Source organism: Streptomyces sp. MGP-BFMKR1 (assembly GCF_057766585.1).
On record NZ_CM173408.1, the window covers coordinates 378,509 to 403,317 of the forward strand.

General features: G+C 75.2%; 20 protein-coding genes and 2 pseudogenes. 13 read left to right on the plus strand and 9 right to left on the minus strand.

From position 1 onward, the window contains the following. Positions 1-890: 890 nt before the first annotated feature. Positions 891-1,676, minus strand: coding sequence for a thioesterase II family protein (locus tag AC3CHW_RS01315; RefSeq protein WP_459246153.1), 786 nt, complete (start codon positions 1,674-1,676; stop codon positions 891-893). Positions 1,677-2,116: 440 nt separating this feature from the next. Here AC3CHW_RS01315 and AC3CHW_RS01320 point away from each other — a divergent pair, with 440 nt between their 5' ends. The 4 genes from AC3CHW_RS01320 to AC3CHW_RS01335 all read left to right on the plus strand — a co-directional run bounded on the left by AC3CHW_RS01320 (position 2,117) and on the right by AC3CHW_RS01335 (position 6,951). Beyond that, positions 2,117-2,857 (plus strand): class I SAM-dependent methyltransferase, encoded by a 741-nt coding sequence (locus AC3CHW_RS01320; protein ID WP_488469243.1) that lies wholly within the window; start codon positions 2,117-2,119, stop codon positions 2,855-2,857. Positions 2,858-3,040: 183 nt separating this feature from the next. Then, positions 3,041-3,931, plus strand: a complete 891-nt coding sequence (locus tag AC3CHW_RS01325; protein WP_488469244.1) for an LLM class F420-dependent oxidoreductase — start codon at positions 3,041-3,043, stop codon at positions 3,929-3,931. 438 nt (positions 3,932-4,369) lie between these two features. Then, positions 4,370-5,935, plus strand: coding sequence for a hemolysin family protein (locus AC3CHW_RS01330; RefSeq protein ID WP_398611706.1), 1,566 nt, complete (start codon positions 4,370-4,372; stop codon positions 5,933-5,935). After that, complete coding sequence (locus AC3CHW_RS01335) at positions 5,932-6,951, plus strand: hemolysin family protein (RefSeq protein WP_176165546.1); 1,020 nt, start codon at positions 5,932-5,934, stop codon at positions 6,949-6,951. Before AC3CHW_RS01330 ends, AC3CHW_RS01335 begins: the two co-directional genes overlap by 4 nt. A 110-nt stretch (positions 6,952-7,061) precedes the next feature. Here the strand turns inward: AC3CHW_RS01335 and AC3CHW_RS01340 are convergent, their stop codons facing one another. Continuing rightward, entirely contained in the window at positions 7,062-7,517 is a 456-nt protein-coding gene (locus AC3CHW_RS01340) for a MazG-like family protein (protein ID WP_488469245.1), read from the minus strand. Positions 7,518-7,662: 145 nt separating this feature from the next. Here AC3CHW_RS01340 and AC3CHW_RS01345 point away from each other — a divergent pair, with 145 nt between their 5' ends. From AC3CHW_RS01345 to mug, 3 genes are all read left to right on the plus strand, one after another. Then, on the plus strand, positions 7,663-8,484 hold the full coding sequence (locus AC3CHW_RS01345; RefSeq protein ID WP_488470932.1) for an SGNH/GDSL hydrolase family protein: 822 nt from the start codon (positions 7,663-7,665) through the stop codon (positions 8,482-8,484). Between the two features lie 126 nt (positions 8,485-8,610). After that, positions 8,611-10,044 carry an adenylosuccinate lyase gene (gene purB, locus AC3CHW_RS01350; RefSeq protein ID WP_176165544.1) on the plus strand — a complete coding sequence of 478 codons (1,434 nt, stop codon included), beginning with the start codon at positions 8,611-8,613 and terminating at the stop codon, positions 10,042-10,044. 17 nt (positions 10,045-10,061) lie between these two features. After that, positions 10,062-10,598, plus strand: coding sequence for a G/U mismatch-specific DNA glycosylase (gene mug, locus AC3CHW_RS01355; RefSeq protein ID WP_398611702.1), 537 nt, complete (start codon positions 10,062-10,064; stop codon positions 10,596-10,598). Between the two features lie 74 nt (positions 10,599-10,672). Here the strand turns inward: mug and AC3CHW_RS01360 are convergent, their stop codons facing one another. Continuing rightward, positions 10,673-11,413 (minus strand): ABC transporter permease, encoded by a 741-nt coding sequence (locus AC3CHW_RS01360; RefSeq protein ID WP_488469246.1) that lies wholly within the window; start codon positions 11,411-11,413, stop codon positions 10,673-10,675. 3 nt (positions 11,414-11,416) lie between these two features. Then, positions 11,417-12,346 carry an ABC transporter ATP-binding protein gene (locus AC3CHW_RS01365; RefSeq protein WP_488469247.1) on the minus strand — a complete coding sequence of 310 codons (930 nt, stop codon included), beginning with the start codon at positions 12,344-12,346 and terminating at the stop codon, positions 11,417-11,419. 116 nt (positions 12,347-12,462) lie between these two features. On the opposite strand from AC3CHW_RS01365, the gene AC3CHW_RS01370 reads away from it, so the two are divergent. From AC3CHW_RS01370 to AC3CHW_RS01380, 3 genes are all read left to right on the plus strand, one after another. After that, entirely contained in the window at positions 12,463-13,725 is a 1,263-nt protein-coding gene (locus AC3CHW_RS01370; protein WP_488470933.1) for a sensor histidine kinase, read from the plus strand. A 69-nt stretch (positions 13,726-13,794) separates the two neighbouring features. Further along, the gene (locus tag AC3CHW_RS01375) at positions 13,795-14,445 is read left to right on the plus strand and encodes a response regulator (protein ID WP_176165539.1); all 651 of its coding nucleotides are present in this window, start codon (positions 13,795-13,797) and stop codon (positions 14,443-14,445) included. Positions 14,446-14,581: 136 nt separating this feature from the next. Continuing rightward, the gene (locus AC3CHW_RS01380) at positions 14,582-15,739 is read left to right on the plus strand and encodes an ROK family transcriptional regulator (protein WP_176165538.1); all 1,158 of its coding nucleotides are present in this window, start codon (positions 14,582-14,584) and stop codon (positions 15,737-15,739) included. 175 nt (positions 15,740-15,914) lie between these two features. Here the strand turns inward: AC3CHW_RS01380 and AC3CHW_RS01385 are convergent, their stop codons facing one another. The 3 genes and pseudogenes from AC3CHW_RS01385 to AC3CHW_RS01395 all read right to left on the minus strand — a co-directional run bounded on the left by AC3CHW_RS01385 (position 15,915) and on the right by AC3CHW_RS01395 (position 18,636). After that, entirely contained in the window at positions 15,915-16,691 is a 777-nt protein-coding gene (locus AC3CHW_RS01385) for a GntR family transcriptional regulator (protein ID WP_398611699.1), read from the minus strand. A 368-nt stretch (positions 16,692-17,059) separates the two neighbouring features. Continuing rightward, positions 17,060-17,261, minus strand: a pseudogene (locus AC3CHW_RS01390) (DUF5914 domain-containing protein); the annotation flags it as partial. Between the two features lie 22 nt (positions 17,262-17,283). Beyond that, complete coding sequence (locus tag AC3CHW_RS01395) at positions 17,284-18,636, minus strand: polyprenyl synthetase family protein (protein WP_488469248.1); 1,353 nt, start codon at positions 18,634-18,636, stop codon at positions 17,284-17,286. A 144-nt stretch (positions 18,637-18,780) separates the two neighbouring features. Between AC3CHW_RS01395 and AC3CHW_RS01400 the strand changes: the two are divergent. Beyond that, positions 18,781-19,001, plus strand: a pseudogene (locus AC3CHW_RS01400) (isorenieratene synthase); the annotation flags it as partial. A gap of 167 nt (positions 19,002-19,168) precedes the next feature. Here the strand turns inward: AC3CHW_RS01400 and AC3CHW_RS01405 are convergent. Next, a complete protein-coding gene (locus AC3CHW_RS01405; protein WP_488470934.1) occupies positions 19,169-20,152 on the minus strand; it encodes a hypothetical protein in 984 nt (327 codons plus the stop codon). A gap of 439 nt (positions 20,153-20,591) precedes the next feature. Here AC3CHW_RS01405 and AC3CHW_RS01410 point away from each other — a divergent pair, with 439 nt between their 5' ends. Then, the gene (locus tag AC3CHW_RS01410) at positions 20,592-22,130 is read left to right on the plus strand and encodes an FAD/NAD(P)-binding protein (RefSeq protein ID WP_488469249.1); all 1,539 of its coding nucleotides are present in this window, start codon (positions 20,592-20,594) and stop codon (positions 22,128-22,130) included. A gap of 152 nt (positions 22,131-22,282) precedes the next feature. Further along, positions 22,283-23,215 (plus strand): FG-GAP repeat domain-containing protein, encoded by a 933-nt coding sequence (locus tag AC3CHW_RS01415; protein WP_488469250.1) that lies wholly within the window; start codon positions 22,283-22,285, stop codon positions 23,213-23,215. 108 nt (positions 23,216-23,323) lie between these two features. Here AC3CHW_RS01415 and AC3CHW_RS01420 read toward each other — a convergent pair whose 3' ends face one another. Then, positions 23,324-24,694: a pentapeptide repeat-containing protein gene (locus AC3CHW_RS01420; RefSeq protein WP_488469251.1), complete on the minus strand. Its 1,371-nt coding sequence runs from the start codon at positions 24,692-24,694 to the stop codon at positions 23,324-23,326. Positions 24,695-24,809: the final 115 nt, after the last annotated feature.

A 24,809-nucleotide genomic window follows, 5' to 3' on the forward strand; every position in this document is an offset into this window, starting at 1 on the left:
TACGCCGGAACCGCGCCCTGCCCGACGGCCACCCCGCGCGGGGCGCGCGGCACCGCGCCACGGCGTGACCCGTGAGGCGTGGTGCCGCGCTGGTGCTCTCGTCCCGCACGACGAGGGCGGGCTGGGGTGGCGCCGCGCCGCCGCGCGAGCGGCGGCACTGACCCGGGGGCACGGCGCGGCGGGGTGGCCCCCGGGCGCGCGTGGCCCGGCCCGCCGCGTGGGTGCGGCGGGCTGTGGCGGGAGCCCGGTGGGCGCCGCGTACGGCCGTGGACGGACTGCGCGGCGTGGGCGCGGGGCAGCTAGCCCCGGCGGCGTCTGGGGGCCGCGGGGGCGGAGGGTCTGTCGCCGCGGGTCGGCCGGAGGCGATCGGCGCGCGACGGGCGCGCGGCGTCCGGCGCGCGGTGCTGGGGCCCGCGACGGGGCGGCGCCGAGGTATGTCTCTCGCGCGCGACCTGGCCGTCGAGGGCGAGGCGCGCGGTGGTGCGAGCCGGGGACGCGCGACCGCGCGTCGGTTTGTTCCGCATCTGTGTGGTCCCGTCCTGGTCGGATCGTGGGGGGAGGACCGGATGGCGCAGAGTGCCGCCACCTATCCCGGCCGTGGCCGGGCCAGTTCAGTAACGTCAGCCTCTGCGATCACTATGACACCACGCCTTCGACGGTGTAACGCCTGGATGAAGTCCCCTCGACCCACCGTCCAGGTACGCCCGTAATGCGCGCTTTCCGCTGGCGAGAAGCGTTCCCTCGGCTGGCGGGAACGCGCCGGCCACCCACGGGCCCGGGCGGCGGCGGGAGCGCGTCGCCCCCGCCGCCGCCCGGTGCCGCCCGCCGCCGCCCGGCTTCGCCGTCCGAGCCGGCCGGGCGGCCGTGTTGTCCTCGCGAGTCGGTCGGGGTCAGCCAACGGCCAGGTTGGCGAAGGCCGCGACGTCCTCGGCGATGGCCGCCACCACCCGCTCCTGCTGCGGGGTGATGAAGAAGTGACCACCGGGGAAGGCACGGAAGGTGAAGCCGCCGTCGGTCAGCTTCGACCACGCCTTGGCCTCGTCCAGGTTGACCCGCGGGTCCGACTCGCCGGTGAGCACGCTGATCGGGCAGTGCAGCACCGGCGCGCTGCCGTCCACGTCGCACCGGTAGGTCTCGATGGCCGTGTAGTCGGCGCGGATGGCCGGCAGCACCATCCGCAGCAACTCCTCGTCGGCCAGCAGCCCGGAGTCGGTCCCGCTGAGCGCGCGGATCTCGGCGATCAGCCCGTCGTCGCCCCGCTGGTGGACGTTCTCGTCCCGGAAGGTGATCGGTGCCCGCCGCCCGGAGGCGATCAGGCCGCGCAGGTGGACGTTGCCGTCCCGCTCGAAGCGGCGCGCCAGCTCGAAGCCGAGCACCGCGCCCATGCTGTGCCCGAAGAGCACCAGCGGGCGGTCCGCCCAGGGCGCGAGCGCCGCGTAGATCGCGTCGACCAGGTCGCCCACGTTCTCCAACGGCGGTTCGGCGCGCCGGTCCTGGCGGCCCGGGTACTGCACCGACAGCACGTCGGTGGTCTCGGAGAGCGCTTTGGAGAAGGGGAAGAAGAAGGAAGCGGACCCTCCTGCGTGCGGCAGGAGCACCACGCGGTGCGGACTGTCGGCTACGGGATGGAAGCGCCGGACCCACAGGTCGTCGGTCGTGGATTCCGTGGTGCTCATAGCTACCCTCGTTCCTAGGTCGTGCTGCGATCCCTGATGGTGGCCGCCCGCCGACACGAGTTCCGGATCAACGGGCACCGCCCTATCTCATCAGGCATCGGCACAACGGGACAGCTCGGCCCAGCCCTTGACGCGGTGTTGGAAGAATCACCCACGACCGGTGTGACCAGCGCACCCGTGTCGGAACGCGGCCGGTTTCCGCCGCCGGTGCGGGGCTTGTCGGCGCGCGGCACGGCGCACTCGCCCACGCGTCACGTCCGCGCCCACCCCTGTCCTCCCGCGCGTCACCCGTACCGTGCCGCGTTCGGGCCCCTCAAGCCGCGCCCGCGCGGGTGCACTTCGCCGCCCGGCGGTGCGCGCCGGCGCTGCCGGGGCACGCTGGCGGTGGACCTGCCCGGGGAAACACCTGCCCGGGAAACAGAGGAAGGGGCACCACCGCCATGCGGGGACGCAGCCGCGACGTCCGTCACCAACCCGTCCACCACCCGCTGTTCGCCCGCTCCTACGCGCGGCTCGCCCCGTTGGCCGACGAGCGCGCGGGGCTCGGGGCGCTACGAGACGAACTGCTCGCCGGCCTCACCGGGCGGGTCATCGAGATCGGCGCGGGCAGCGGCCTGAACTTCGCGCGGTACCCGCGCCAGGTCGCCGAGGTCGTGGCGATCGAGCCGGAGAGCCACCTGCGCAGGCTCGCGGTCACGGCCGCGCTACGCGCACACGTACCGGTGGACGTGGTGCCCGCGCGGGCGGAGGCGCTGCCGGTCAAGAGCGAGGCGTTCGACGCGGTGGTGACGGCGCTGGTGCTCTGCTCGGTGCAGGACCTGCGCCGGTCGTTGCGCGAGTTGCGCCGCGTGCTGCGCCCCGGCGGTGAGCTGCGCTTCCTGGAGCACGGCCGGGCCCGGGGGCGTGCCATGGCGCTGACCCAGCGGGCGCTGGACCGTACGGTGTGGCCGGCCCTGTGCGGCGGCTGCCACACGAGCCGCGACATCGTGGCCGAGGTGCGCCGGGCCGGGTTCGAGATCGACACCTACCGGCGGCTGCGCGTGCCCGAGCGCGGGCTGCCGCTGCCGACCAGCTCGTGCGTGCTGGGCGTGGCCCGACGGCCGACACTGCCCGCCGACGGCCAACGGCCGGGCGCGACGGACGACGACGGCGGGCCGCCGCCCGCCCGGGACCAGGACTGAGCGCCCCCCACGCGCCCCTCGCGGCCGGCGGCGGGTACGTACGGCGGGTGCGGGCTACCGGCCCGCGCCGGGGGCGGCGGTCGCGGTGCGCCACCGTGCACGGGGGGAGGTGGGTGCGGGGCGTCGGCCGGAGTCGGCCGGGGGTAGAAACGTACCCACTGCCCGTGATCGAGGAGGCCGTTCATGACCCACCCGTTCCGCTTCGGCGTCAACATGCTCACGATAGAGACCGGCGAGGCGTGGAGAGACAAGTGCCGGCGCGCCGAGGCGCTCGGTTACGACGTCCTGCTGGTGCCCGACCACCTCGGCATGCCCGCCCCCTTCCCCGCCCTGATCGCCGCCGCCGAGGCCACCGAGCGCCCGCGGGTCGGCACCTTCGTGCTCAACGCCGGGTTCTGGAACCCGGCGCTGCTCGCCCGCGAGGTGGCCACCTGCGACCAGCTCACCGGCGGTCGGCTGGAACTCGGCCTCGGTACCGGTTACGTCAAGGCCGAGCACGACGCCGCCGGCCTGCCGTGGGGCTCCCCGCGCGAGCGCGTCGACCGCCTGGAGCGGACCCTGACCGAACTGGACCGGCTCCTGACCGACACCGAGCAGCAGCCGCGCCCCGCGCAGTCGCCCCGGCCGCCGGTGCTGCTCGGCGGCAACGGCAACCGCGTGCTGCGGCTGGCCGCGCGGCACGCCGAGACCGTGGCGTTCACCGGTGCCAGCCAGGCGCCCGACGCGCCCGCCGGCACCCTGTCGGTGATCAGCGCCGACGCGCTGGAGGAGCGGGTGGCCGCCTACCGCTCGTTCGCCGCCGACCGGGCGGCGCCCGCCGAGCTGAACTACCTGGTCCAGCAGGTGGTGATCACCGACGACCGCCGCGCCGCGGCGGCGGAACTGGCCCCGCACACGGGCGGCCTGACCGAGGACCAGGTGCTGGAGCACCCGGCGCTGCTGGCCGGCACGGTCGCGGAGATCGCCGACCAGGTGCGGGCCCACCGCGAGCGGTTCGGCTTCACCTACTTCACCGTGCTCGACCCCTACGCGGAGGCGTTCGGCAAGGTCATCGCCGAGCTACGCGAGGGCTGAGTCCCCGGGTGCCCCGGCCCCCCGTCACCCCCGAGCACCGTGCCGCGGGGCGCGGGCCCCCACCGCCCCGGGTGGGCCCACGCCCCGGGTGGGCCCACGCCGTCGGGTGGGCCCGCGCCCTCGGTGGGTTCGGGCCGCCTCCGCCCGGCCGTCGCATGGTGCGGGGTCGGGCGGGTACCCGGACGGCTCGGGGCCGCACGCCGGCGCCCCGGAGTCGGTCGGTCGGAGAACGGTGCGTGGCGAGTGACGGGGCGTTTCCAGTGGTGCTGATCACGGTCCCCGTCCGCCGCTTTGCCGATCCTTTACGATGGGTGTTCGATCCTCTGTCCGTAAAACCTCCTGCGAAAGGTGTGAGCGTCCGTCCATGGGCGAGCCTCCCAGTAGCCGCTGTCGCGCGATCCCTCTGTTCCTGTCCGACCATGGGACGGAGGTGACCCGATGATGGAAGTGCTGCTCCTGGCCGTGGCGCTGCTTCTGTCACTGGCCTGCGGAGCCTTCGTCGCGGCGGAGTTCTCGCTGACCACGGTCGAGCGCGCCGAGTTGGAACGGGCCGTGGACCGTGGCGAGCGCGGCGCGCACAGCGCCCTCCAGGCCGTGCGCAGCCTCACCTTCCAGCTCTCGGGCGCCCAGCTCGGCATCACCGTCACCAACCTGATCGTCGGCATGTTGGCCAAGCCGTCGATCGCGGCGCTCCTGGGCGGTCCCCTGGAGGCCGTGGGGGTGCCCTCGTCGGCCGTGAACTCCTTCGCCCTGGTGCTGGGCACCGTGCTGTCCACGCTGGTGCTGATGGTGGTCGGCGAGCTGGTCCCCAAGAACTGGGCGATCTCCAAGCCGCTGCCGGTGGCCAAGCGGGTCGCCACCCCGCAGCGCGTCTTCAGCGCGGCCTTCCGCCCGCTGATCTCGCACCTGAACAACACGGCCAACCGCATGGTGCGCCGGATGGGGCTGGAGCCGGCCGAGGAGCTGGCGTCGGCGCGCGGCCCGCAGGAGCTGGTCGCGCTCGCCCGGCACTCCGCCCGCCAGGGCGCCCTCGACCGGGACACCGCGGAACTGTTCGTCCGCACGCTGAACCTGGCCGAGCTCTCGGCGGAGAACGTGATGACGCCCCGGGTCCAGGTCATGGCGCTCGACGTGCAGGCCACCGCCGAGGACGTCGCCAACGCCACCCGGGCCACCGGCCTGTCCCGCTTCCCCGTCTACCGCGGCAACCTCGACACCGTCGTCGGGGTCGCCCACATCAAGGACGTCCTGGCCATCCCGGCCGAGCGCCGGCCGCGCCACCCGGTGTCGGCCCTGCTGCGCGACCCGCTGCTGGTTCCCGAGTCGCTGACCGTGGACCGGCTCCTGGACCGGCTCTCCGGCAAGCGCACCATGGCCGTCGTCATCGACGAGTACGGCGGCACGGCCGGCGTGGTCACGCTGGAGGACATCGTCGAGGAGGTCGTGGGCGAGGTCCGGGACGAGCACGACCCGCTGGAGACCCCCGACCTGGCCGCGCGCGGCACCGACCCCGAGGGCCGGGCCCTGTACGACGCGGACGGCGCGGCCCGCACCGACCAGTTGCGGACGATCGGGCTGCGCGCGCCGGAGGGCCCGTACGAGACGCTGGCCGGCCTGGTCGCCACCGAGCTGGGGCGCATCCCGGCCCGGGGGGACGAGCTGGTCGTGGCGGGCTGGGAGCTTGAGGTGACGGACGCCTCCGGGCGCCGCGCCGCGAGCGTGCGCCTGCGCGCGCCGCTGGCCTCCGCGACGGACGAGGCCGACGCGGACGACGCCGGCTCCGGCCAGCGCGGCGGGGACGGCGGCCGGGACCGGCCGCACCGCGGCTGGCGGCGCGCCGGCGGCCAGCACCGTGAGCACCACGCCGACCGGGCCGACCGGCCCACCGCCCTGGACACGGCCGCGGAACCGGCCGTGGCTGACGGCCCCGGCCGCCGGACGCGCCCCGGGCACGGGGCGGCGTCCCTCGACGCCACGCGGCAGCGGAAGGAGACCCGTCGATGATCGCGGTCCAACTCTTGATCGGCCTGCTGACGCTGGTGGTCAACGCGTACTTCGTGGGGGCCGAGTTCGCCCTCATCTCGGTGCGCCGCAGCCAGATCGAACCGCACGCCGAGCAGGGCGACCGGCGGGCGCGCAGCGTGCTGTGGGGCCTTGAGCACGTGTCGGCCCTGATGGCGGCGGCGCAGCTCGGCATCACCCTGTGCACCCTGGTGCTCGGCATCGTCGCCGAGCCGGCCATCGCGCACCTGCTGGAGCCGGTCTTCCACGCGGTCGGCGTGCCGGACGGGCTGACCCACCCGATCGCCTTCGTGATCGCGTTGGCGGTGGCGACGTACGTGCACATGCTCTTCGGCGAGATGGTGCCGAAGAACGTCGCGCTGGCCGAGCCGGTGCGCTCGGCGCTGCTGCTCGGCCCGCCGCTGGTGGCCATGTCGCGGGCGCTGCGGCCGGTGATCTTCACGGTGAACGCGTTCGCGAACGCGCTGCTCAAGCTGTTGCGCGTGGAGCCCAAGGACGAGGTGGCGGCCTCGTTCTCGGACGCCGACCTGGCGCGCATGGTCGCGGACTCCAGTGAGGCCGGGCTCCTTGACGACCGGGCCACCGAGCGGCTGCGCGACGCGCTGGAGCTGGGCCGGCGGCCGGTGCGGGACGTCGTGCTCTCCGTCGACCGGGTGGTCACGGCCCGGCTGGGGGTCACCCCGGAGCAGTTGGAGACCCTGTCGGCCGAGTCCGGGTTCTCGCGCTTCCCCGTCATCGACGAGGGCGGGCGCATCCTGGGCTACCTGCACGTGAAGGACGCCCTGGACGCCCGGCCACGGGACGTGGCCTTCCGCACGGAGCAGTTGCGGCCCATCGCCCGCGTGCGGGCCGCGACGCCGCTCGACGACGTGCTGACGGCCATGCGGGGCACGAGCACGCACCTGGCCGCCGTCATCGACGAGCACAGCCGGCTGGCCGGGCTCGTGACCATGGAGGACGTGCTGCGGGAGCTGGTGGGCCCGGCGCCGAGCGCGTAGTACGGGAGTGGCCCGGGCCTCGGCGAGGCCCGGGCCGGTGACCGTCAGCCGGGCCGGTTCGGAATCCGAACCGGCCCGGCCCGTGTGGCGAGCACGGCGGCCGGCGGCTCTCAGGGGCGCTCGTCGGTCCCCGCGCGAATGCGCTCGGTGACGCCGCGGACGTGCGCGTCGAGCGTGCCGGCCGGGTCGTCGCTGAACTCGTGCAGCACCACGGCGGCCGTGAGGATCACGTCGCACAGCTCCGCCGCGACGTCCGCGCGCTCGTGGGTGACGCCCTTGCGCGGGTTGTGGCCGGTCAGTCCCGTGTAGGCGTTCATCACCTCGCCCGTCTCCTCGGTGAGCTTCAGCAGGCGCAGGGCGGTCTCCTCGGCGCGGTCGCGGGTGGCGTTGGCCGCGTCGAGCCAGGCCACCGCCGCGCGGGCCGCCTCCCACAGCGCGCCGTCGGCCGGCCCGGCATCGGCCGCCCCGGCCGCGCCGTGGGCGGGCTGGGTGGCGCGGGCCGCGCGCTCGTGGAGGGCGTCGAGCTGGTCGGCGCGGATCTGGTCGGCGGTCAGGCGCTCGGACATCCGGTGGTCTCCTGTGTCGGTGGGGCACCCGGGCGCCGACGGCGCGGCCGGGCCGCAAGCGGACGGAAGGCGGACTGGCGGGTCGGCCGGGTCCTGTGACCGGCCCGGTCACCGTTGCCGGCCTGTCGATATGATCGCCCTCGCCATGCAGATGAACGCCACGTACTCCAGTTTCGTCGCGGTCGGCGACTCCTTCACCGAGGGCATGTCCGACGAACTGCCCGACGGCACCTACCGCGGCTGGGCGGATCTCCTCGCGGCGCGGCTCGCGGCCCGCGTTCCGGACTTCCGTTACGCCAACCTCGCCGTGCGCGGCAAGCTGATCGGCCAGATCGTCGACGACCAGGCCGGGCCGGCCGCGGCGATGGACGCCGACCTGGTGACGCTGGTCGGCGGGCTGAACGACGTGCTGCGCCCCAAATGCGACATAGGGCTGGTGGCCGCCCGCCTGGAGGAGGCCGTCGAGTTGCTGGCCCCGAGGTGCCGCCAGCTCGTCCTGATGCACAGCCCCGGCCGGCACGGGCCGCTCCTGGAGCGGGGCCGACCGCGCATGGAGCGGCTGTACACGCACATCGACGCCCTGGCCGCGCGGCACGGGGCGGCGGTCGTGGACCTGTTCGGGGCGCCCGTGCTGGGCGATCCGCGGATGTGGGCCGACGACCGGCTGCACCTGAACACCGAGGGGCACCGGCGGGTCGCGGAGGCCGTCTGGCAGGCGATCGGCCTGCCGGCCACGTACGACTGGCGCGCGCCGCTGCCGCCGCCGGTGCTGCCCGGCTGGCGCTCCCGGCGCGGAGCTGACCTGCGGTTCGCCAGGCAGCACCTGGCGCCCTGGATCGGCAGGCGGCTGACCGGCCGCTCGTCGGGCGACGGCCGCTCCCCCAAGCGGGCCGAGCTGCTGCCCCTCGCGCTGCCGGTGCGGGACGCCGACGACGCGACCGACGCCCGCTCGGCGCCGGGCGGCTGACCCACCGCGACCCGGCGGCGGCCCGGCGCGGGATGCCGCACGATGCCGGTGGGCCGGCCCCGGCGGGCCGCCGGACGCCGAGGGCGCGGCGCTGGCCTGCGGATACCGCCAGTAGACTGTGCGTCCGTGACTGCTAAGCCGCGCATCCCGAACGTCCTGGCCAGCCGCTACGCCTCGGCGGAGCTGGCCCTCCTGTGGTCCCCCGAACACAAGGTGGTGCTGGAGAGGCGGCTGTGGCTGGCCGTGCTGCGCGCCCAGAAGGACCTGGGCATCGAGGTGCCGGACGCCGCCATCGCCGACTACGAGCGGGTCCTTGAGCGGGTGGACCTGGAGTCGATCGCCGAGCGCGAGAAGGTCACCCGGCACGACGTCAAGGCGCGGATCGAGGAGTTCAACGCGCTGGCCGGGCACGAGCAGGTACACAAGGGCATGACGTCCCGGGACCTGACCGAGAACGTCGAGCAGTTGCAGGTCAGGCTCTCGCTCGAGCTGGTGCGCGACCGCGTGGTCGCGGTGCTCGCCCGGCTCGCCGCGCTGGCGGCCGAGCACGCGGAGCTGGTCATGGCCGGACGCTCGCACAACGTCGCGGCGCAGGCCACCACGCTCGGCAAGCGCTTCGCCACCGGCGCCGACGAACTCCTGGTGGCCTTCGCGCGCCTCACGGAGCTGCTCGACCGCTACCCGCTGCGCGGCATCAAGGGCCCGGTCGGCACCGCGCAGGACATGCTCGACCTGTTCGGCGGCGACGCGTCGAAGCTGGCCGACCTCGAGCAGCGCATCGCCGGGCACCTCGGCTTCGGGAGCGCCTTCACCTCCGTCGGCCAGGTCTACCCGCGCTCCCTGGACTACGAGGTGGTCACGGCCCTGGTGCAGGTGGCCGCCGCCCCCTCCTCGATCGCCAAGACGATCCGGCTGATGGCCGGCCACGAGCTGGTCACCGAGGGGTTCAAGCCGGGCCAGGTCGGCTCGTCCGCGATGCCGCACAAGATGAACACGCGCTCCTGCGAGCGGGTGAACGGCCTGACGGTCATCCTGCGCGGCTACGCGTCGATGGCCGGCGAACTGGCGGGCGACCAGTGGAACGAGGGCGACGTGTCGTGCTCGGTGGTGCGCCGCGTCGCGCTGCCGGACGCCTTCTTCGCACTCGACGGCCTGCTGGAGACGTTCCTGACGGTGCTGGACGAGTTCGGCGCCTTCCCGGCCGTCGTCGCCCGCGAGCTCGACCGCTACCTGCCGTTCCTGGCCACCACCAAGGTGCTGATGGGGGCCGTGCGGGCCGGCGTGGGTCGCGAGGAGGCGCACGAGGCCATCAAGGAGAACGCGGTGGCGGCGGCGTTGGCCATGCGCGAGCGGGGCGCCGAGCGCAACGAACTGTTGGACACCCTCGCGGCGGACGAGCGCCTTCCGCTGGACCGGGCGGCGCTGGACGCCCTGATGGCCGACAAGCTCTCCTTCACCGGCGCCGCCGCGGACCAGGTCGCCTCCGTGGTGGCCCGCGTCGAGGAGATCACCAGGCAGTACCCGGAGGCCGCCGGGTACGCGCCGGGGTCGATCCTCTGAGCCCCGACGGCCGCCGCGTGAGCCCCGAGGAGTTGGCCGCCGCCCGCGACCGCGTCGTGCCCGACGTGGTCGCGCCGGGGCTGCGCGTCCTGTTCTGCGGCATCAACCCGGGACTGATGTCGGCGGCGACCGGCCACCACTTCGCCCGCCCGGGCAACCGGTTCTGGCCGGTCCTGCACGCCTCCGGGTTCACGCCGCGGCGGCTGCGCCCGGACGAGGAGCGGGAGTTGCTGACGTACGGGCTCGGCATCACCAACGTGGTGGCGCGGGCCAGTGCGCGCGCCGACGAGCTGGGCGCCGACGAGTACCGCGAGGGCGGGCGGATACTGCGCGAGAAGGTGGCCCGCCTGCGCCCGGCGTGGCTCGCGGTCGTCGGCGTCACCGCCTACCGGGTGGCCTTCGACGACCGCAAGGCCCGCATTGGCCCGCAGGACACCTCGCTGGGTGACACCCGGGTGTGGGTGCTGCCCAACCCGAGCGGCCTGAACGCGCACTGGAGCCTGGAGACCATGGCCGAGGAGTACGGCCGGCTGCGCGAGGCCGCGAGCGACTGAGCCCGGCCGCCCGCACGGCCCCTCCGTCCGTGGGGGCGCGCGGTCGGCGCCGTTACGCGTCGCCCCGGGCGGGGTCAGGCGTCCCGCCGCTCCAGGGCCCGCCAACCCGCCGCCGCCAGGAGCAGGGTCCAGGCGGCCAGGACCGCGAGGCCCGACCAGGGTCCGAGCCCCGCCCAGGGGGTGGTGTGCAGGACGCCCTGGCCGGCCGCGTCCGGCAGGAACCGGGTCACCCGGAACGCCCGCGAGCCGGTGCCCAGGATCGGTTGGACGAAGGTGAGCAGCGGGACCAGCAGGCCGAGGGCGGCCACCGGGCCACGGAGCACGGTGGCCACGCCCGAGGCCAGCACGGCGATCAGGCCGAGGTAGAGCCCGCAGCCGAGGACGGCGCGCAGCGCGCCCGGGGCGCCGAGGCCCACTCCGTCCTCGCCGAGCAGCGCCTGTCCGACCAGGAACGAGACGAGGCCGGTCACGGTGCCCACCGCGAGCCCGAGACCGCCGACGACGGCGAGCTTGCAGCCGTAGAACAACCCGCGGCGCGGCACCGCCGCCAGCGACATCCGCAGGGCGCCGCCCCGGTACTCGCCCGTGACGACCAGCACGCCGAAGCAGAGCGCGGCCAGTTGCCCGAAGCCCAGGCCGAAGTAGGAGGAGTGGACCGGGTCGAAGTCGGCCGCGCCGGCGCCCGGTTCGTGGGTGGCGCACGCCAGCGCCGTGAAGCCGGCGGTGGCCAACGGGACGCAGGCCAGCGTGGCGAGAGTGGCGCGCACGGTGTGGACCTTGGCCCATTCCGAGCGCAGTACCGCGGTGACGTTCATGACTCAGCCTCCCGTCGCGGGGTCGTGGGTGGCGGCGAACTGCGTGGCGTCGGCCGTCAGGCGCAGGTACGCCTCTTCCAACGAGACCGGAGCGTCAGTGAGTTCGAGCAGTGGCACGCCGCCAGCCGCCGCCAGCTCGCCGACGCGGGCCGCCGTGATGTCGGGCAGGCACCAGCGCCCGTCGCCGTCCGGCGCGCCGGCCAGCCCCACCGTGGCCAGCACGTCGCGCAGCCGCTCGGGTGCGGTGGTGCGCAGGTACGCGCGCGGGCTGCTGTGCGCGGCGATGAAGTCGGCCATCGGGGTGTCGGCGAGCAGCCGGCCGCGGCCCAGGACGACCAGGTGGTCGGCGGTGCGCGCGGTCTCCCCCATCAGGTGGCTGGAGACCAGCACGGTGCGGCCGTCGGCGGCCAGTCGGCGCAGCAACTCCCGTATCCACACGATGCCCTCGGGGTCGAGGCCGTTGTTCGGCTCGTCCAGCATCAGCACGGGCGGGTCGCCGAGCAGCGCGGCGGCGATCCCGAGCCGCTGCCGCATGCCGAGCGAGAAGGTGCCCACCCGGCGCCGTGCGACGGCCTCAAGCCCGGTCTCGGCCAGCACCTCGGCGATCCGCCGGTGCGGGATGTCGTTGCTGTACGCCAGGCAGCGCAGGTGGTCGCGGGCGGTACGGGCGCCGAGCGCGGCCCCGGCGTCCAGCAGCGCGCCGGCCAGCCGCAGCGGCTGGGGCGCCGAGCGGTAGGGCCGGCCGCCGATGGTCACCCGGCCCGCGGTGGGCCGGTCCAGGCCGAGGGCCATGCGCAGGGTGGTGGACTTGCCGGCGCCGTTGGGCCCGAGGAAGCCGGTGACCCGGCCGTGTTGGACGGTGAAGGTCACGTCGTCCACGGCGCGGATGGGGCCGTAGTCCTTGCGCAGGTCCCGTACGTCGATCGAGGTCATGCCGCCAGGCTGCCGGCCGGGTGGGGCCCGGGGCCTCCCCCGGGCGCGGGTCGCTCCTCCCCCTGGCGGGGGATTCGGCGGGCGCGTCGCGCTGGCACGATGTGCCGGTGAACCTGATAAACGCCCTGTTCAGGCCGTTGGCGCGGGCCGAGACGTACACGCGCTGGCTGCATCTGCTCGTCAGCGGGGTCTTCGCGTCCATCTGCCTGTTCGTCTTTCCCGGCACCTCGGCGGCGGGCCCGCTGAGCTGGGCCGGCTTCCTGGTGCTGCCCGTGCCGATCCTGCTCGCGCTGAGCCTGATCCCGGCGGTGCGGTCGGCGGAGGGCGTACAGGCGCGGCTGTTGCTCACCCCCGGCCGGTCGTCGGCCACGTCCCGTGAGGGCGGCTTCGGGAGCGGGGCGGGGCGGCGGGGTTCGTCGGACGAGCGGCGCGCGACGGGGCCGGCCGACCCGGGCATCTCGGTCGCGCCCGCGCGCGGTTGGGCCGAGCGCGGCCATACCGCGCTGTGGCTGTTGGTGCGGGTGCTGGCGGGGACGGCGGTGCTGGTGGCGACGGTGTGGTTGCCGGGCCTTTCGGTGTGGCTGGTCACCGGGCCCGGTGGTTGGTGGGCGCTGTTGACGCCGCTGCCGGTGGTCGCGCTGGCCGCGCTGGTGGTGGGCGTGGGGGCAGCGGCGGCGCAGGCGGCGCGCTGGCTGCTGGCGCCGTCGAGTGAGGAGCGGCTGGCGGTGCTCGAGGAGCGTACGGAGCGCCTGCTGGAACACAACCGGCTGGCCAGGGAGTTGCACGACTCGATCGGCCACGCGCTCACCGTCGCCGTGGTGCAGGCGGGGGCGGCGCGCGCGGCGGGCTCGGCACAGTTCACCGAGCGCGCGCTCGCGGCCATCGAGGACACCGGCCGGCGCGCCCTGGAAGACCTGGAGCGGGTGCTGCGGCTGCTGCGACAGGACGACCCGGGCTCGGCGAACGTGCCCCGACGCCCGGCGCTCACCGAGGTGGAGCGGCTCGTCGAGTCGGCCCGGGCGGCCGGCGCACCGGTGGACGCCGAGGTGACCGGGCCTCTCGACCGGGTGCCGGGGCCGCTGTCGCGGGAGGGTTACCGCATCGTGCAGGAGGCGCTGACCAACGCCCTGCGGCACGCCGGTCCGGTGCCGGTCGTGTTGCGCGTCGCGGCCCGGGACGCGGTGCTCGAACTGGACATCCGCAACCCGCTGCCGGCGGCGGACGCCGCCCGGACGGGCGGTTCGGGCGGTTCGGGCGGTGGCAGCGGGCTGCGCGGCATCCGGGAGAGGGCCGCGCTCCTCGGCGGCGAGGCCCACGCCGGGCCCGCGGACGGCCGGTGGCGGGTGCACGTACGGCTGCCGCTGGACCGGCTCCCGTGAGGGATCTGGACCGGCTCCCGTGACGGGCGCGCGCGGGGGACCGTCGGACCCGCGGACTAGGGTGTGCGCATGCCGGTGACCGTCCTCCTCGTCGACGACGAACAACTCGTACGGGCCGGGCTGCACGCGATCCTCAGCGCGCAGCCGGACATCGAGGTGGTCGGTGAGGCCGCGGACGGCGCCGCGGTGCTGCCCCTGGTGCGCGAGCTGCGCCCGGACGTGGTCGCGATGGACGTGCGGATGCCGCTGCTCGACGGCATCGAGGCGACGCGAGCCGTGCTGCGCGCGGTGCCGAGTCCGCCGAAGATCCTCGTGGTGACGACGTTCGAGAACGACGAGTACGTCTACGAGGCGCTGCGCGCGGGCGCCGACGGCTTCCTGCTCAAGCGCGCCCGGCCGGCCGAGATCGTGCACGCGGTGCGGCTGGTGGCCGCGGGCGACTCGCTACTGTTCCCCGCCGCCGTGCGGTCGCTGGCGGCGGCGCACGGCAACGCGCGGGCCCGCGCGACCATGGAGCGCGCCGCGCTGACGGCCCGTGAGGAGGAGGTGCTGCGGCTGATGGCGCGCGGCCTGTCCAACGCGGAGATCGCCGGGCGCCTGGTGGTCGGCACCGAGACGGTCAAGACGCACGTCAGCGCGGTGCTCGGCAAGCTCGGCGCCCGCGACCGCACCCAGGCGGTGATCGCCGCGTACGAGTCGGGGTTCGTCGCGCCGCGGTAGCCGCCCCGGCCGCCGCCTGGCACGCGAGTGAGCCGAGTGGCAGGTGAGATGGCTGATTGTGGCGCCACCGGGAAGGTCGCCGGGAGGGGCGGCAACAGATACGATCCGGCAAACACGCACAGGTAGGGAGGCCGGATTGGGGCGGCTCACCGGCGGGGACCCGTCACTGCTGCGGCGGATCAACTCCGCCGTGGTGCTGCACGCGCTGCGGACCGTGGAGTCCGCGACCCTCACGGATCTGGTTCGAGTCACCGGGCTTTCGCGCCCGACGGTCGAGGGAGTGGTCGAGGGGCTGACGGACAGCGGTCTGGTGGTGGAGACGCCCGCCGAGGAGGGTGAGGCCCGCCGGCAGGGGCGCCCGGCGCGCAGGTTCCGCTTCCGCGCGGAGGCGGGGCATCTGTGTGGCATCGAGATCGGCCCGCACCGCGTCTCGGCTCTCCTGTCCGACCTCGACGGCCGGCTGCTCGGCTCGGTGGCCCGGGAGGTCACCGTGGCGGCCTCGGCCGACGAGCGGCTGGAGCGGCTGCGCGGGGCCGTGGCCGACCTGCTGAAGCGCGCGGGCGTGGCCCGCAGTTCGCTGCGGGCGGTCGGCGTGGGCAGCCCCGGCATCGTGGACGCCGAGGGCAACGTGGCGCTGAGCACCGCGCTGCCCGGCTGGACCGGGCTGCCGCTGGGCGACCGGCTGCGCCGCTCGTTCCGCTGCCCGGTGCTGGTGGAGAACGACGCGAACACGGCGGCCGTCGCCGAGCACTGGCAGGGCGCCGCGACCCGCTCCGACGACGTCGTGTTCGTGCTGGCCGGGCTGAGCCCCGGGGCCGGCGCGCTGATCGGCGGCCGGCTGCACCGTGGTTTCGGCGGCGCGGCCGGCGAGATCGGGGCACTGCACCTGTTGGGCGGCGAGGCGCCGCCGGAGCAGGTCCTGTCCACCACCGGGGAGCCGCTGCACCCGCTGGACGAGGAGCAGGTAGCCCGCGTGTTCGCGCTGGCCAGGGCGGGCGACGCCGGGGCGCGGGCGGCCGTGTCCCGGTTCATCCGGCGCCTGGTGCACGACGTGACGGCGCTGGTGCTCGCGCTCGACCCGGAGCTGGTCGTGGTGGGCGGTTGGGCCGCCGGGCTGGACGGGGTGTTGGACCCGCTGCGTACGGAACTCGCCCGCTACTGCCTGCGCCCGCCCCTGGTGGAACAGTCCGTTCTCGGCGAGGCGGCCATCGCGACGGGCGCGCTCCGGCTGGCGCTCGACCACGTGGAGGAGCAACTGTTCGCGGTGGAGAGCACGGTCACGGCCCGCCGCTAACGGCGGGCCGGCTCCGGCGCCAGCCCCGCGTACGGGACGGGTGTGCGGCGCGTCAGCTCCGCCGACGGGTCAGCGCTCGCGGGTACGTCAGCGCCGCGCGCGCCCCGACCGTGGTGCCGGTCGGGGCGCGCGCGGCGCTCGGGCTCCGCCGTCGTGGCGGCCGGGGGCGTGGGGTTCAGCTCGCCAGCAGGTCGGGCGCCGCGTCGCCGAAGGTCAGGCGGCAGGTGTCGGCGCGGTAGGTCGCCACGCTGACGGCCGCCGTCCGGCCCGCCGACAGGTAGCGGGTGGTCACGACGAGGACCGGGGCGCCGGGCAGCCGGTCCAGGGCCCTGGCGTCGTCCGCGCGGGCCGAGCCGAGTTCCACCGTGCGCTCCTGGCCGTCGAGTTCCAGCCGGTGCAGCTCGCGCAGGACCGAGCGGGCCCGGGCCGCTCCCCCGGCGGGCAGGGCGGTCGCGCCGCCGGGCGCGGTCGCGGCGTTCTCGTCGCCCGTCAGCTCGGGGACGGAGCCGGCCGGCACGTACAGCAGTTCGGCGGCGACGGGCTGGCCGTCGGTGGTGAGCGCGCGCCGCACCGTGTACACGGCCTCGCCCGTCGCGGGCGCCAGCAGCCGCACCACAGCGGCGGGCACGTCGCCCGAGGTGCTGCCCAGCGTCTGCCACGGGTCGGCGACCGCGCCGGGCCAGACCTGTCGGCTGTCGCCGACGGCCACGCCCATGCGGGGCGGGGCGACGGTGGTGCCGACGCCTCGGCGGCGCTGGAGCCGGCCCTCCAACTCCAGTTGTTCCAGGGCCTGTCGGAGCGTGGCGCGCGCGACGCCGAACCGCGCGGCCAGATCGCGCTCGTTGGGCAGGATCTCGCCCACCGCGAACTCCGAATCGAGCGCGTTGCTCAGCACCGTCTTCAAGTGCCAGTACTTCGGCTCCGGCACCGTCTCAAGCTGCGTGGTCCCCACCCTGTCCTCCACGTTCGCCGTGTCCGGGCCGGTCTCGCACCGGCCGCGCGTCCCCGCTGAGCCAAGCGCGCCGCGGTGCGATCGCCCCGCCCCACGAACCGACACCCCGCGCTGCGGGCTCGGCCAGCCCGTCTCGCGGGCTGAAGTTATGCGCGCTTCTTTATTAAAGATTGTTTCAGTATGGGTGTGACGATAGGACGACTGGCTGGCTTGGTCAAGACCAATCCCCGAGCCGTCCACGATGTGGTCCGCGGGCGGTGCCCGAGCACCGCCCCGTCACGGCCAGGACGGGGCGGACCGCCTCACGTGCGCGCCGCCGCTGGCGCTTCCACTGCCACCGCCGCCGCGAGCGACCGGTGTCGGCCGGCTCAGCCGGGGAGGCGTCCGGTGGACCTCAACTCCCGGCGTGCCGCTCGGCGTAGGCCGGGTCGTCGCGCCAGAGGCGACCCGCGACGCGGCGGGGCATCGGACGCGGCAGCGGGGGCCGGCCCGGCGGGCCACCGCGAAGCCGGGCCGGCCGGAGGTGGCCAGCACGGCCTGCCCCACGCGTCGACCACCACCACGTGGTCGGTGGGTCCGGCGAGGGTTCGGGTCACCGCGCTCCCTCCTGTTCCGGGCCGGTGGGCGGCGCCTGGTTAGGCCCGGTGGGCGGCGCCTGGTCGGGCCCGGCGGGCGGTGGCGCGGGCTGCCGGCCCGGTGGTGCGGGGGCGTCGGGTGGCGTGCCGGTGGTCTCGGCGAGCAGGTGGCGCAACTGGGTCGCCGCGTCCGGTTCCAGGTCGGCCGCGTCCAGGTGGCGCAGGGACTGCCGGGCGAGCCGCGCGATCTTCGCCTGGACCAGGTCGCGGGCGCCGACGGCGACGAGTCGGGCCCGCAGGCCGTCCAGTTCGGCGCCGGTCAGGTCGGTGCGGCCCACCGCGTGCTCCAGCAGGTCGAGCGCGGCCCGGTCCCCGGCCCTGGCGGCCAGAGCGTGTGCGACGGCCAGCAGATAGGTGGGCTTGCCCTGCCGTACGTCGCCGCCGGTCGGCTTTCCGGTGGTCCGCGGGTCGGCGAAGAGGTCGTCCAGGTCGTCCCGGAGCTGGAAGGCCAGTCCGGCGCGGCGCCCGGCGAGGCACAGCGCCCGGGTGGTGTCGGTGTCCGCGCCGGCCAGGACCGCGCCGAAGTGCAGCGGGCGTTCGACGGTGTAGTGGGCGCTCTTGAGGCGGGCGGCGCGGAGCGCGCGGGTCGGGCTGAGCGCGGCGGTGGCCTGGCCCTGTACGTCCAGGTACTGGCCGGCCACCATCTCGGTGCGCATGCCGCGCCACACCTCGTGCAGCCCGTGCGCGGTGTGCGGCGGGAGGCGGCCGTCCAGCAGGAGGCCCGCGACCGCGTCGTCCGCCCAGACCAGGGCCAGGTCGCCGGCGAGCACGGCGGCCGAAGCGCCGAGTTGCCGCGCCGCGGGCCCCGGCGCCGCGCCCGCGTACTGGTGCGTCACGTCGGCGTGGAGCGAGGGAGCGCCGCGACGCAGGGGGGCGGCGTCCATCAGGTCGTCGTGGACGAGCGCGCAGGTCTGGATGAGTTCGAGCGCCGCGGCCATCCGCAGCCCCGCCCCCGCCCGCCCCGCTCCCCCGCCGCCGCACGCGCGCAGGGCCCACCACACGAGGCGGGAGCGGATGCGGCGCCCGCCCTGCACGGTGAAGCGGACGATCCGCTCGGCGATGTCCTCGGCGAAGACCGGGTCCAGGTCGCGGCAGCGGGTCAGGCCGGCCGCGAGCAGCCGCTCGAGTTCCCGGTTGACGGCCCCGACCACGTCGTCGTCGACGGCGTGCGGATCGTCGTCGCCGTCCCGCTCCGGCGGCGCGCCGCCGGGGGCGGGGCGGGCGCCGGACGCGGGGGCGCCGAGCGGCCCGGCGCGGGGCCCGCGCGGCAGGTCCGCCGCCATCCGGCCGATCACCTGGGGGGAGCGCATCGGGGAGTCCTCTCGCCCGTCGGGAAAATACCTCCGCCCTGACATATGCCGCGCGGGGCGCCTCCCTGGCTGCGCCGTTCGGGGGACTGCGCGGCGGGCCGGTGGTCAGCCGCGCGACACGCGCGCCGGCAGCGGCGCCCGCGACCGGCGAGGTACGCGCGGCTCGACCACGTCAGCGCCCACGACCTGCTGAAGTCGATCCGCTTCCCGCGACGGCCCGACACCTGGCCTTCGAGGTGTTTTCGCGGAGCTTCTTCGCCGACCCGCGCCTGTTGTCGGCCCCGGGGATGGCCCTGATGTTCCACGTCTCCTTCCTCGGCTCGGCCGATGGCCTGCTGTTCGACGCGCCGAACGGGCCGTTCCCACGCCCTGCCGCGCCGGTGGGGTGCGCGGCCACGCCCTGTGGACGGTGCCGGGTCGCGGGCGCCTGGCCGCCCCGCGACCGGGCGGCGGCGCGCGCCGGCGAGCGCGGGTGGCGGCTGGTCGCCACGGTTTCGGTCACAGGTCCCGGCGGCCGGGGCCCGGCGGGCGGTCAGGCGCGGCGGTGGTGGCGGGTGAACTCCTTCTCGGGCTCGGCGAGATGCAGCCAGGGCCGGACCGTGTAGGCGCCGTCGAGCGTACGGAAGACGCGTCGGATGGTATGCCGCTCGTCGGCCAGCGCCAGGGCCATGGCGAAGAGGTTGAAGTCGTACTGCCAGCCCGGGCGGAACGCGTAGGCGGGGTGGAGGATGCTGTGGTCGACGGCGCGCCGCAACTCGGTCTGGGTCTCGGGGGTTTCGAGGCAGTCCCCGTCGTCCGCCTCGATCCAGTCGTGGATGTGCGCCATGGCGATCACGCAACCGAGGCGATGCCCGCGCGGAGCACGGGCGAGCGCGTCACGGGCGAAGGCCAACGCCTGGCCGGGGGCGCCGCCCCAGCGGGGTTGCAGGTGCAACAGCCACTCAAGGTGGGTCTCCAGGTCCAGCGGATCGCGGTGCAGGGCGTCCGCCAGTCGGGCCCCGTTGACCTCGGCGCCCAGCGACATGCCCCGGCCCAGAGCGAGGAGACGGCCCCACGGGGTGACCCAGTCCGGTCGTAACTCGACGGCTTCGAGGAGGTATTCCTCGGCGATGCGCAGGCGCCGGAAGAAGGTCCGCCGCTGTTCCGGCGTGACGTTCGCGGCGACATCGGCGGTGCGTGCCTCCCAGCCCCAGGCGACGTACCGCGCCCCGGCGATGAGCAGGGCCGACGCGCGGTCTTCCCCCTCGTCCTCGAGGGCCTGGCCGATCCAGTCCTGCACGCCGTCCACCTCGGCCAGTTCGAGGAGGACCTGATGGTCGCGGCCGAGATCGACGAGGGGCAGTGCCGCCTTCAGCGCCGGCCAGTCCCCCGCCCCCGCCGCCTCCACCAAGGCCAGCACGCGCGCGTCCCCGAGCGCGCGCAGGGTGTACACCTGGCTCCGCCGCCTGCGCGGGGCGGGAAGGACATGCGGGCCCACCGGTCTCTCCGCACTCCTGCCGAACAGCTTGCCGAACATGCCGCGCCCCCCGAATCCGGTGATCATCCGACCGCAGCATAGGCGAGGTCGGGGACAGGATCTCCACACGGCTTTCACCACCGCTTCGCAACTCCGGCCCGCTCGGGGACACCGCGAAACCGAGCGCATGGCCCGGTCAGCACCACGGTCCACCACGGCAGTTGGTACGCCACCCGCACCGCCGCCCGACCCGTGTCGGCCCGCCCGGCCCGCCCGGCCCGCCCGGCCCAAACGTCCCCGGAACACCGGTGTTCGCCGGCCAACCGGTCGCGTAGTCCACGCCACACCCGTCCGTCGCGCCCCACCCGAGACGGCGCCCGGGCAGGATGGTGGCGGGTCGGACGGGGCTCGGGACAACGATCCGTGGCCTGTCCGGCGGCGGGCGACCGGCCCGATGCCCCGCTCGCGGTGTCAGCGGCGTGGAAGGGAGTGCCCAGCGGTGGACGCGGTTGTTCCTGACGTCGGGCCGGCCGGTGCGGGCCGGCGCGGGGCGGACTCGTCCGCCGGCCGGGACGTGGTGATCGTCGGCGGCGGGGCGGCCGGGACCAGTGTGTTGGTGCAGTTGGTCGACGCGCTCTCGGGCGCCGGTGGGGCCGGGGCGCGCGCCGTGCGGTCCGTACGCGTGGTGGACCCCCGTCCGATGGGTTGGGGGTTGGCCTTCGGGGACAGCGACCCGCTGCTGATGTGCAACAGCGCGGTGGACCTCAACTCCGTGCGCGCGCGGCACCCACGGGACTTCGAGGAGCACCTGCGGCAGCGCGGCTGGACGGGGCGGGCCCAGGAGTGCGTGCCGAGGTCGTGGATGGCCGAGTACTGCCACGCCCGCTCCGCTCAGGCCCGCGCGCGGGCCGCCGCGCACGGCGTCGACGTGGATCGACTTTCGGCCACGGCCCGCGCGGTGGAGGTACGCGGCGACGGCTACCGGGTGCTGCTGTCCGACGGCCGGCGACTGGCCGCCGACGACGTGGTGCTCTGCACGGGCGTGCGCCGCCCCCGCGTCCCGGACGGCTTCGCCGACTGGCAGGAGCACCCCCGTTATCTGGACAGCCCGTACCCGAGCGCCCGGCTGCGCGAGGCGCTGGGTCAGCGCCCGCGCCGGGTGCTGGTGTTGGGCACGCACCAGAGCGCGGTCGACGCCGCGCTGTTGCTGTGCCGGGACGGTCACCAGACCACGCTGACCTCGCCCTCGGGTCAACTGCCCGCGGTGCGTACCGCGCTGGCCGCTCCCCCGCGCGCCCTCCCGGTGCTGGACCGCGTCGCCGACCTCGACCCCGCCGACCCGCACCTGGGCGATCGGCTAATGCGCCACACCGTGGAGGCGGTCCGGTCGGTCTCGCCGCTCCCCTGGCGACGGCAGGTGTCCACGGCCGCGGACCCCGTGCGGCGGTTGCGCGAGGAGACGGCGCTCGCCGAGGCCGGCGCCTGCCACTGGGCTCGGGTGTGCGCCCCGCTGATAGACGCCACCATCGCGCTGGGCGGCACGCTGTCCGGCGAGCGGCGGCACGCGCTCATGGTCCGCTTCGCGCCGTTCGTCAACCGCTACGTCACCGCGTTGGCGCTGGTCAACGCCCGCCGGCTGGTGGCGCACTGCGACGCCGGGCTCCTGCGCGTGGCCGCCGGCTACCCGCGCGCCGTCGCGTACGCCGACGGGCGCTGGCGCGTGCGGTGGCCCGACTCCGCCGTGCGGGAGTACGACCACGTCGTCAACGCCACCGGCTTCCACCCGCCGCAGCCGTACTGGGACGCCGCCGCCAGGACGTTGTACCTGGAGGCGCCGCCCGCGACGGCCACCGCCCTTGACCATCTCGCGGCCGACCTCCGGGTGCGCGCCGACCCGACCGCCGCGCCGGAGCGCGTCTGGATCGTGGGCGTGGGCACTCACCTGCGCATCCCGTTCGCCAACCACCTGAACAACGTCGTGCGCCAGGCCGACGAGGTCGCCTGCCGCCTGCTCCGGCCGCCCAACCCGCCCATATAGCCCGCCTTCTGGGACATGGCCACTTTGAAACCTCCTTGCGCGTTAAGGAATTGACTCATGTGGGTTTCGTGTGAAGATCAAGGCGATATCGCAACCGCCGAGGGTGCCAACGCGCCCTCGGCTCTTGTCACCTTCCTTGGGGGGAAGCACACGTGACCTACCGCTTCGGCCATCGCGCCGGTCGGGCCCTGACGGGCCTCGCGACCGTGCTGACGGCCACCGCCCTGACCGGTACCACCGCGTCAGCGGCCACCCACGACCCGGCGCCCGTGTCCGCCGCGGTCCAGGAGGCGACCTCGTCCGTCGCCGCCGCCCCGGACGCCAAGCCGTCCGCCCGCGCCGCCCGCTCGGCCGCCCCGCTGCTGCCGGTGACGGCCGTCACCCGGTCCGGCGTCCTGTACTGGTACTGGCCCAACGGCCGCGGGGGCCTGGACCCGCGCGAGCGCTTCGAGGAGAGCTGGGCGGGCATCAACGCCGCGTCCCAGGTCGACATGCACAGCAACGGCGCGTCGGCCGGCCTGTACGCACGGGGCTACGACGGCAGGCTCGTGTACTCCGACAGCAACGACGTTTTCCGCGATCTCGGACGGGGCTGGGACAAGTACAACGCCCTGTTCTCGCCCGGCAACCTCGGCGGGACGTCGCGGTCGGACCTCCTGACCCGGGACGGCGGCGGCACGCTGTGGCTGCATCCGGCCAAGTCCGACGGCACCCTGTCCGCCCGCAAGAAGGTCGGCCCGGGCTGGAACCAGTACACCCAACTCGCCGGCCAGCACGACCTGACCGGTGACGGCCGCCCCGACATCGTGGCCCGTGACCGCTCCGGCGGGCTCTGGCTCTACAAGGGCACGGGGGACGTCGCCAAGCCGTTCGCCACCCGCAGCAAGATCGGCCCCGGCTGGAACGCCTACAACCACCTCGTCTCCACCGGGGACGTCAACGGTGACGGTCGCACCGACCTGCTCGCCCGCGACACGGCCGGCGCCCTGTGGCTGTACAAGGGCACGGGCAAGGCGTCCGCCCCGTACCAGAAGAAGACGAAGATCGGCAACGCTGGCTGGAACCAGTACGCGCAGATCTTCTGACCACCGGCAGCACGTGCGGACCGCCCGGCGCCCAGCCGGGCGGTCCACCGAGCGGAGGGCGGGACGACGGCGGGGGCACGCCTCACGGTCGGCCCGCCCTCCGGCGGGTCACGGGGAGAGTGCGACGCCGAGGACGGACCGCTCGAACGCCAACCCGCTGGCGACCGTGGCGCCCGCCGTGCCGGGCGACGGATCCGGGCGGCAGTCGACCGTGACACTTCTGCGGGCGAACGAGTAGGTCCACGTCGCCACGGTGGCCAGGCGAGCGGCGACGCGCGGGTCGGCGGCCAGCTCCGGCGACAGTCGTACGCCGAGCGGGCGGGCCGCCACGATCTGTTCGGCGCCCACCAGCGTGTTCCGCAGGTCCACGTGGGACAGCACGGCGTCGGTGAGGGTGGCGCCGCCCAGCATGGCGTGGGTGAGGTCGCCGATCACCTGGGCCCCGGTGAGGTTCGCGTCCCACAACCTCGCTCCCGCCACCCGCGCCCCGTGCAGATAGGCGCCCGTCAGGTCGGCCGCGTTCAACTCGGCGCCGGTGAGGTCGGTTCTGACCAACTGGGTACGGCTGAGGTCGGCGTCGTTGAGTCGGGCGCCACTGAGATCGGCCCTGATAAGCCAGGCGTGCGCGAGGTTGGCGTGGTTCAGCCGAGCGTCGCTGAGGTCGGCGTGGTCGAGTTGGGCGTAGTCCAGGCGCGCGCCGTCGAGTTCGGCCTCCGCGAGCTTGGCGTGCGCCAACCAGGCGCCGTTGAGGTCCGCGCCGGGCGCCCGGACGCCGGTGAGGTCGGTGTGCACGAGACGGGCGCCCCTGAGGTCCGCGTGCGGGAGGTCGGCGTAGGCGAGGTTCAGGTAGCTGAGGTCGATCACGGTGTCGGGCGGAACGTGGCGCCGGGACGCGGGGTGGGTCAACGCCGTGAGGGCCGCCTGCACGTCGGCCTCCGGGGCAGCGTGCGGCCGTTGGGCGGCGAGGGCGCGCGGGGGACGGCGGCCGAGGGTGGCCCGGAGGGCCGCGGCGCCGTCCCCGGGGCTCCGCACCCGGGGGGCGCGTTCGCGGATGAAGGTGTTGAGGATGGACGCGGCGTGGGCGGCCTCCGCCGGCGAGTCCCGCACGAAGCGCTCCAGCGCCAGCACCCCGCCCAGGCGCACGTGGACCTCGGTCGCCCCGAGCCGTTCGACGGCCTTGGTGAGGCGGTCGGTGACCTGACCGCGCCGGGAGAGCCGGTAGGTGAAGCCGGTGAAGACCAACGCCGCCCCGGCGCCGAGCACCCCCACGCTCTGGACGGCGGCCAGCCGGAACTGCCCGAGCGCCGCCGATCGAGCGGCGCCGTCCATGCGCGACCACTCCGGGCCACACGTCCACCGCACCAGCCACCGCCCCGCCGGGCTGTAGACCAGCGCCAAGAGCGCACCGACCAGCACCGCGCCGGCCGCCGCCGCGCTGCCCCAGGTCGGTCGCCACCGTCGTCTCCATAGTGATCGCATGCCCGCACCGTGCCGGCACGACGGGGCGACATGGTGCCGATCGCCGCGTTTCAGAGCTTTCTCAGAGCTAACGGCAGCTTCTCGGAGCCAACGGCGGCGCGACCGTACACCCTCG

Coding starts and splice junctions, on each gene's coding strand:
- AC3CHW_RS01345 (WP_488470932.1), top strand. CDS start 7,663: ATGCAGATGAACGCCACGTACTCCAGTTTCGTCGCGGTCGGCGACTCC.
- AC3CHW_RS01375 (WP_176165539.1), top strand. CDS start 13,795: ATGCCGGTGACCGTCCTCCTCGTCGACGACGAACAACTCGTACGGGCC.
- AC3CHW_RS01395 (WP_488469248.1), bottom strand. CDS start 18,636: ATGCGCTCCCCCCAGGTGATCGGCCGGATGGCGGCGGACCTGCCGCGC.
- AC3CHW_RS01320 (WP_488469243.1), top strand. CDS start 2,117: ATGCGGGGACGCAGCCGCGACGTCCGTCACCAACCCGTCCACCACCCG.
- AC3CHW_RS01315 (WP_459246153.1), bottom strand. CDS start 1,676: ATGAGCACCACGGAATCCACGACCGACGACCTGTGGGTCCGGCGCTTC.
- AC3CHW_RS01325 (WP_488469244.1), top strand. CDS start 3,041: ATGACCCACCCGTTCCGCTTCGGCGTCAACATGCTCACGATAGAGACC.
- AC3CHW_RS01365 (WP_488469247.1), bottom strand. CDS start 12,346: ATGACCTCGATCGACGTACGGGACCTGCGCAAGGACTACGGCCCCATC.
- AC3CHW_RS01420 (WP_488469251.1), bottom strand. CDS start 24,694: ATGCGATCACTATGGAGACGACGGTGGCGACCGACCTGGGGCAGCGCG.
- AC3CHW_RS01340 (WP_488469245.1), bottom strand. CDS start 7,517: ATGTCCGAGCGCCTGACCGCCGACCAGATCCGCGCCGACCAGCTCGAC.
- AC3CHW_RS01330 (WP_398611706.1), top strand. CDS start 4,370: ATGATGGAAGTGCTGCTCCTGGCCGTGGCGCTGCTTCTGTCACTGGCC.
- AC3CHW_RS01405 (WP_488470934.1), bottom strand. CDS start 20,152: ATGTTCGGCAAGCTGTTCGGCAGGAGTGCGGAGAGACCGGTGGGCCCG.
- AC3CHW_RS01360 (WP_488469246.1), bottom strand. CDS start 11,413: ATGAACGTCACCGCGGTACTGCGCTCGGAATGGGCCAAGGTCCACACC.
- AC3CHW_RS01335 (WP_176165546.1), top strand. CDS start 5,932: ATGATCGCGGTCCAACTCTTGATCGGCCTGCTGACGCTGGTGGTCAAC.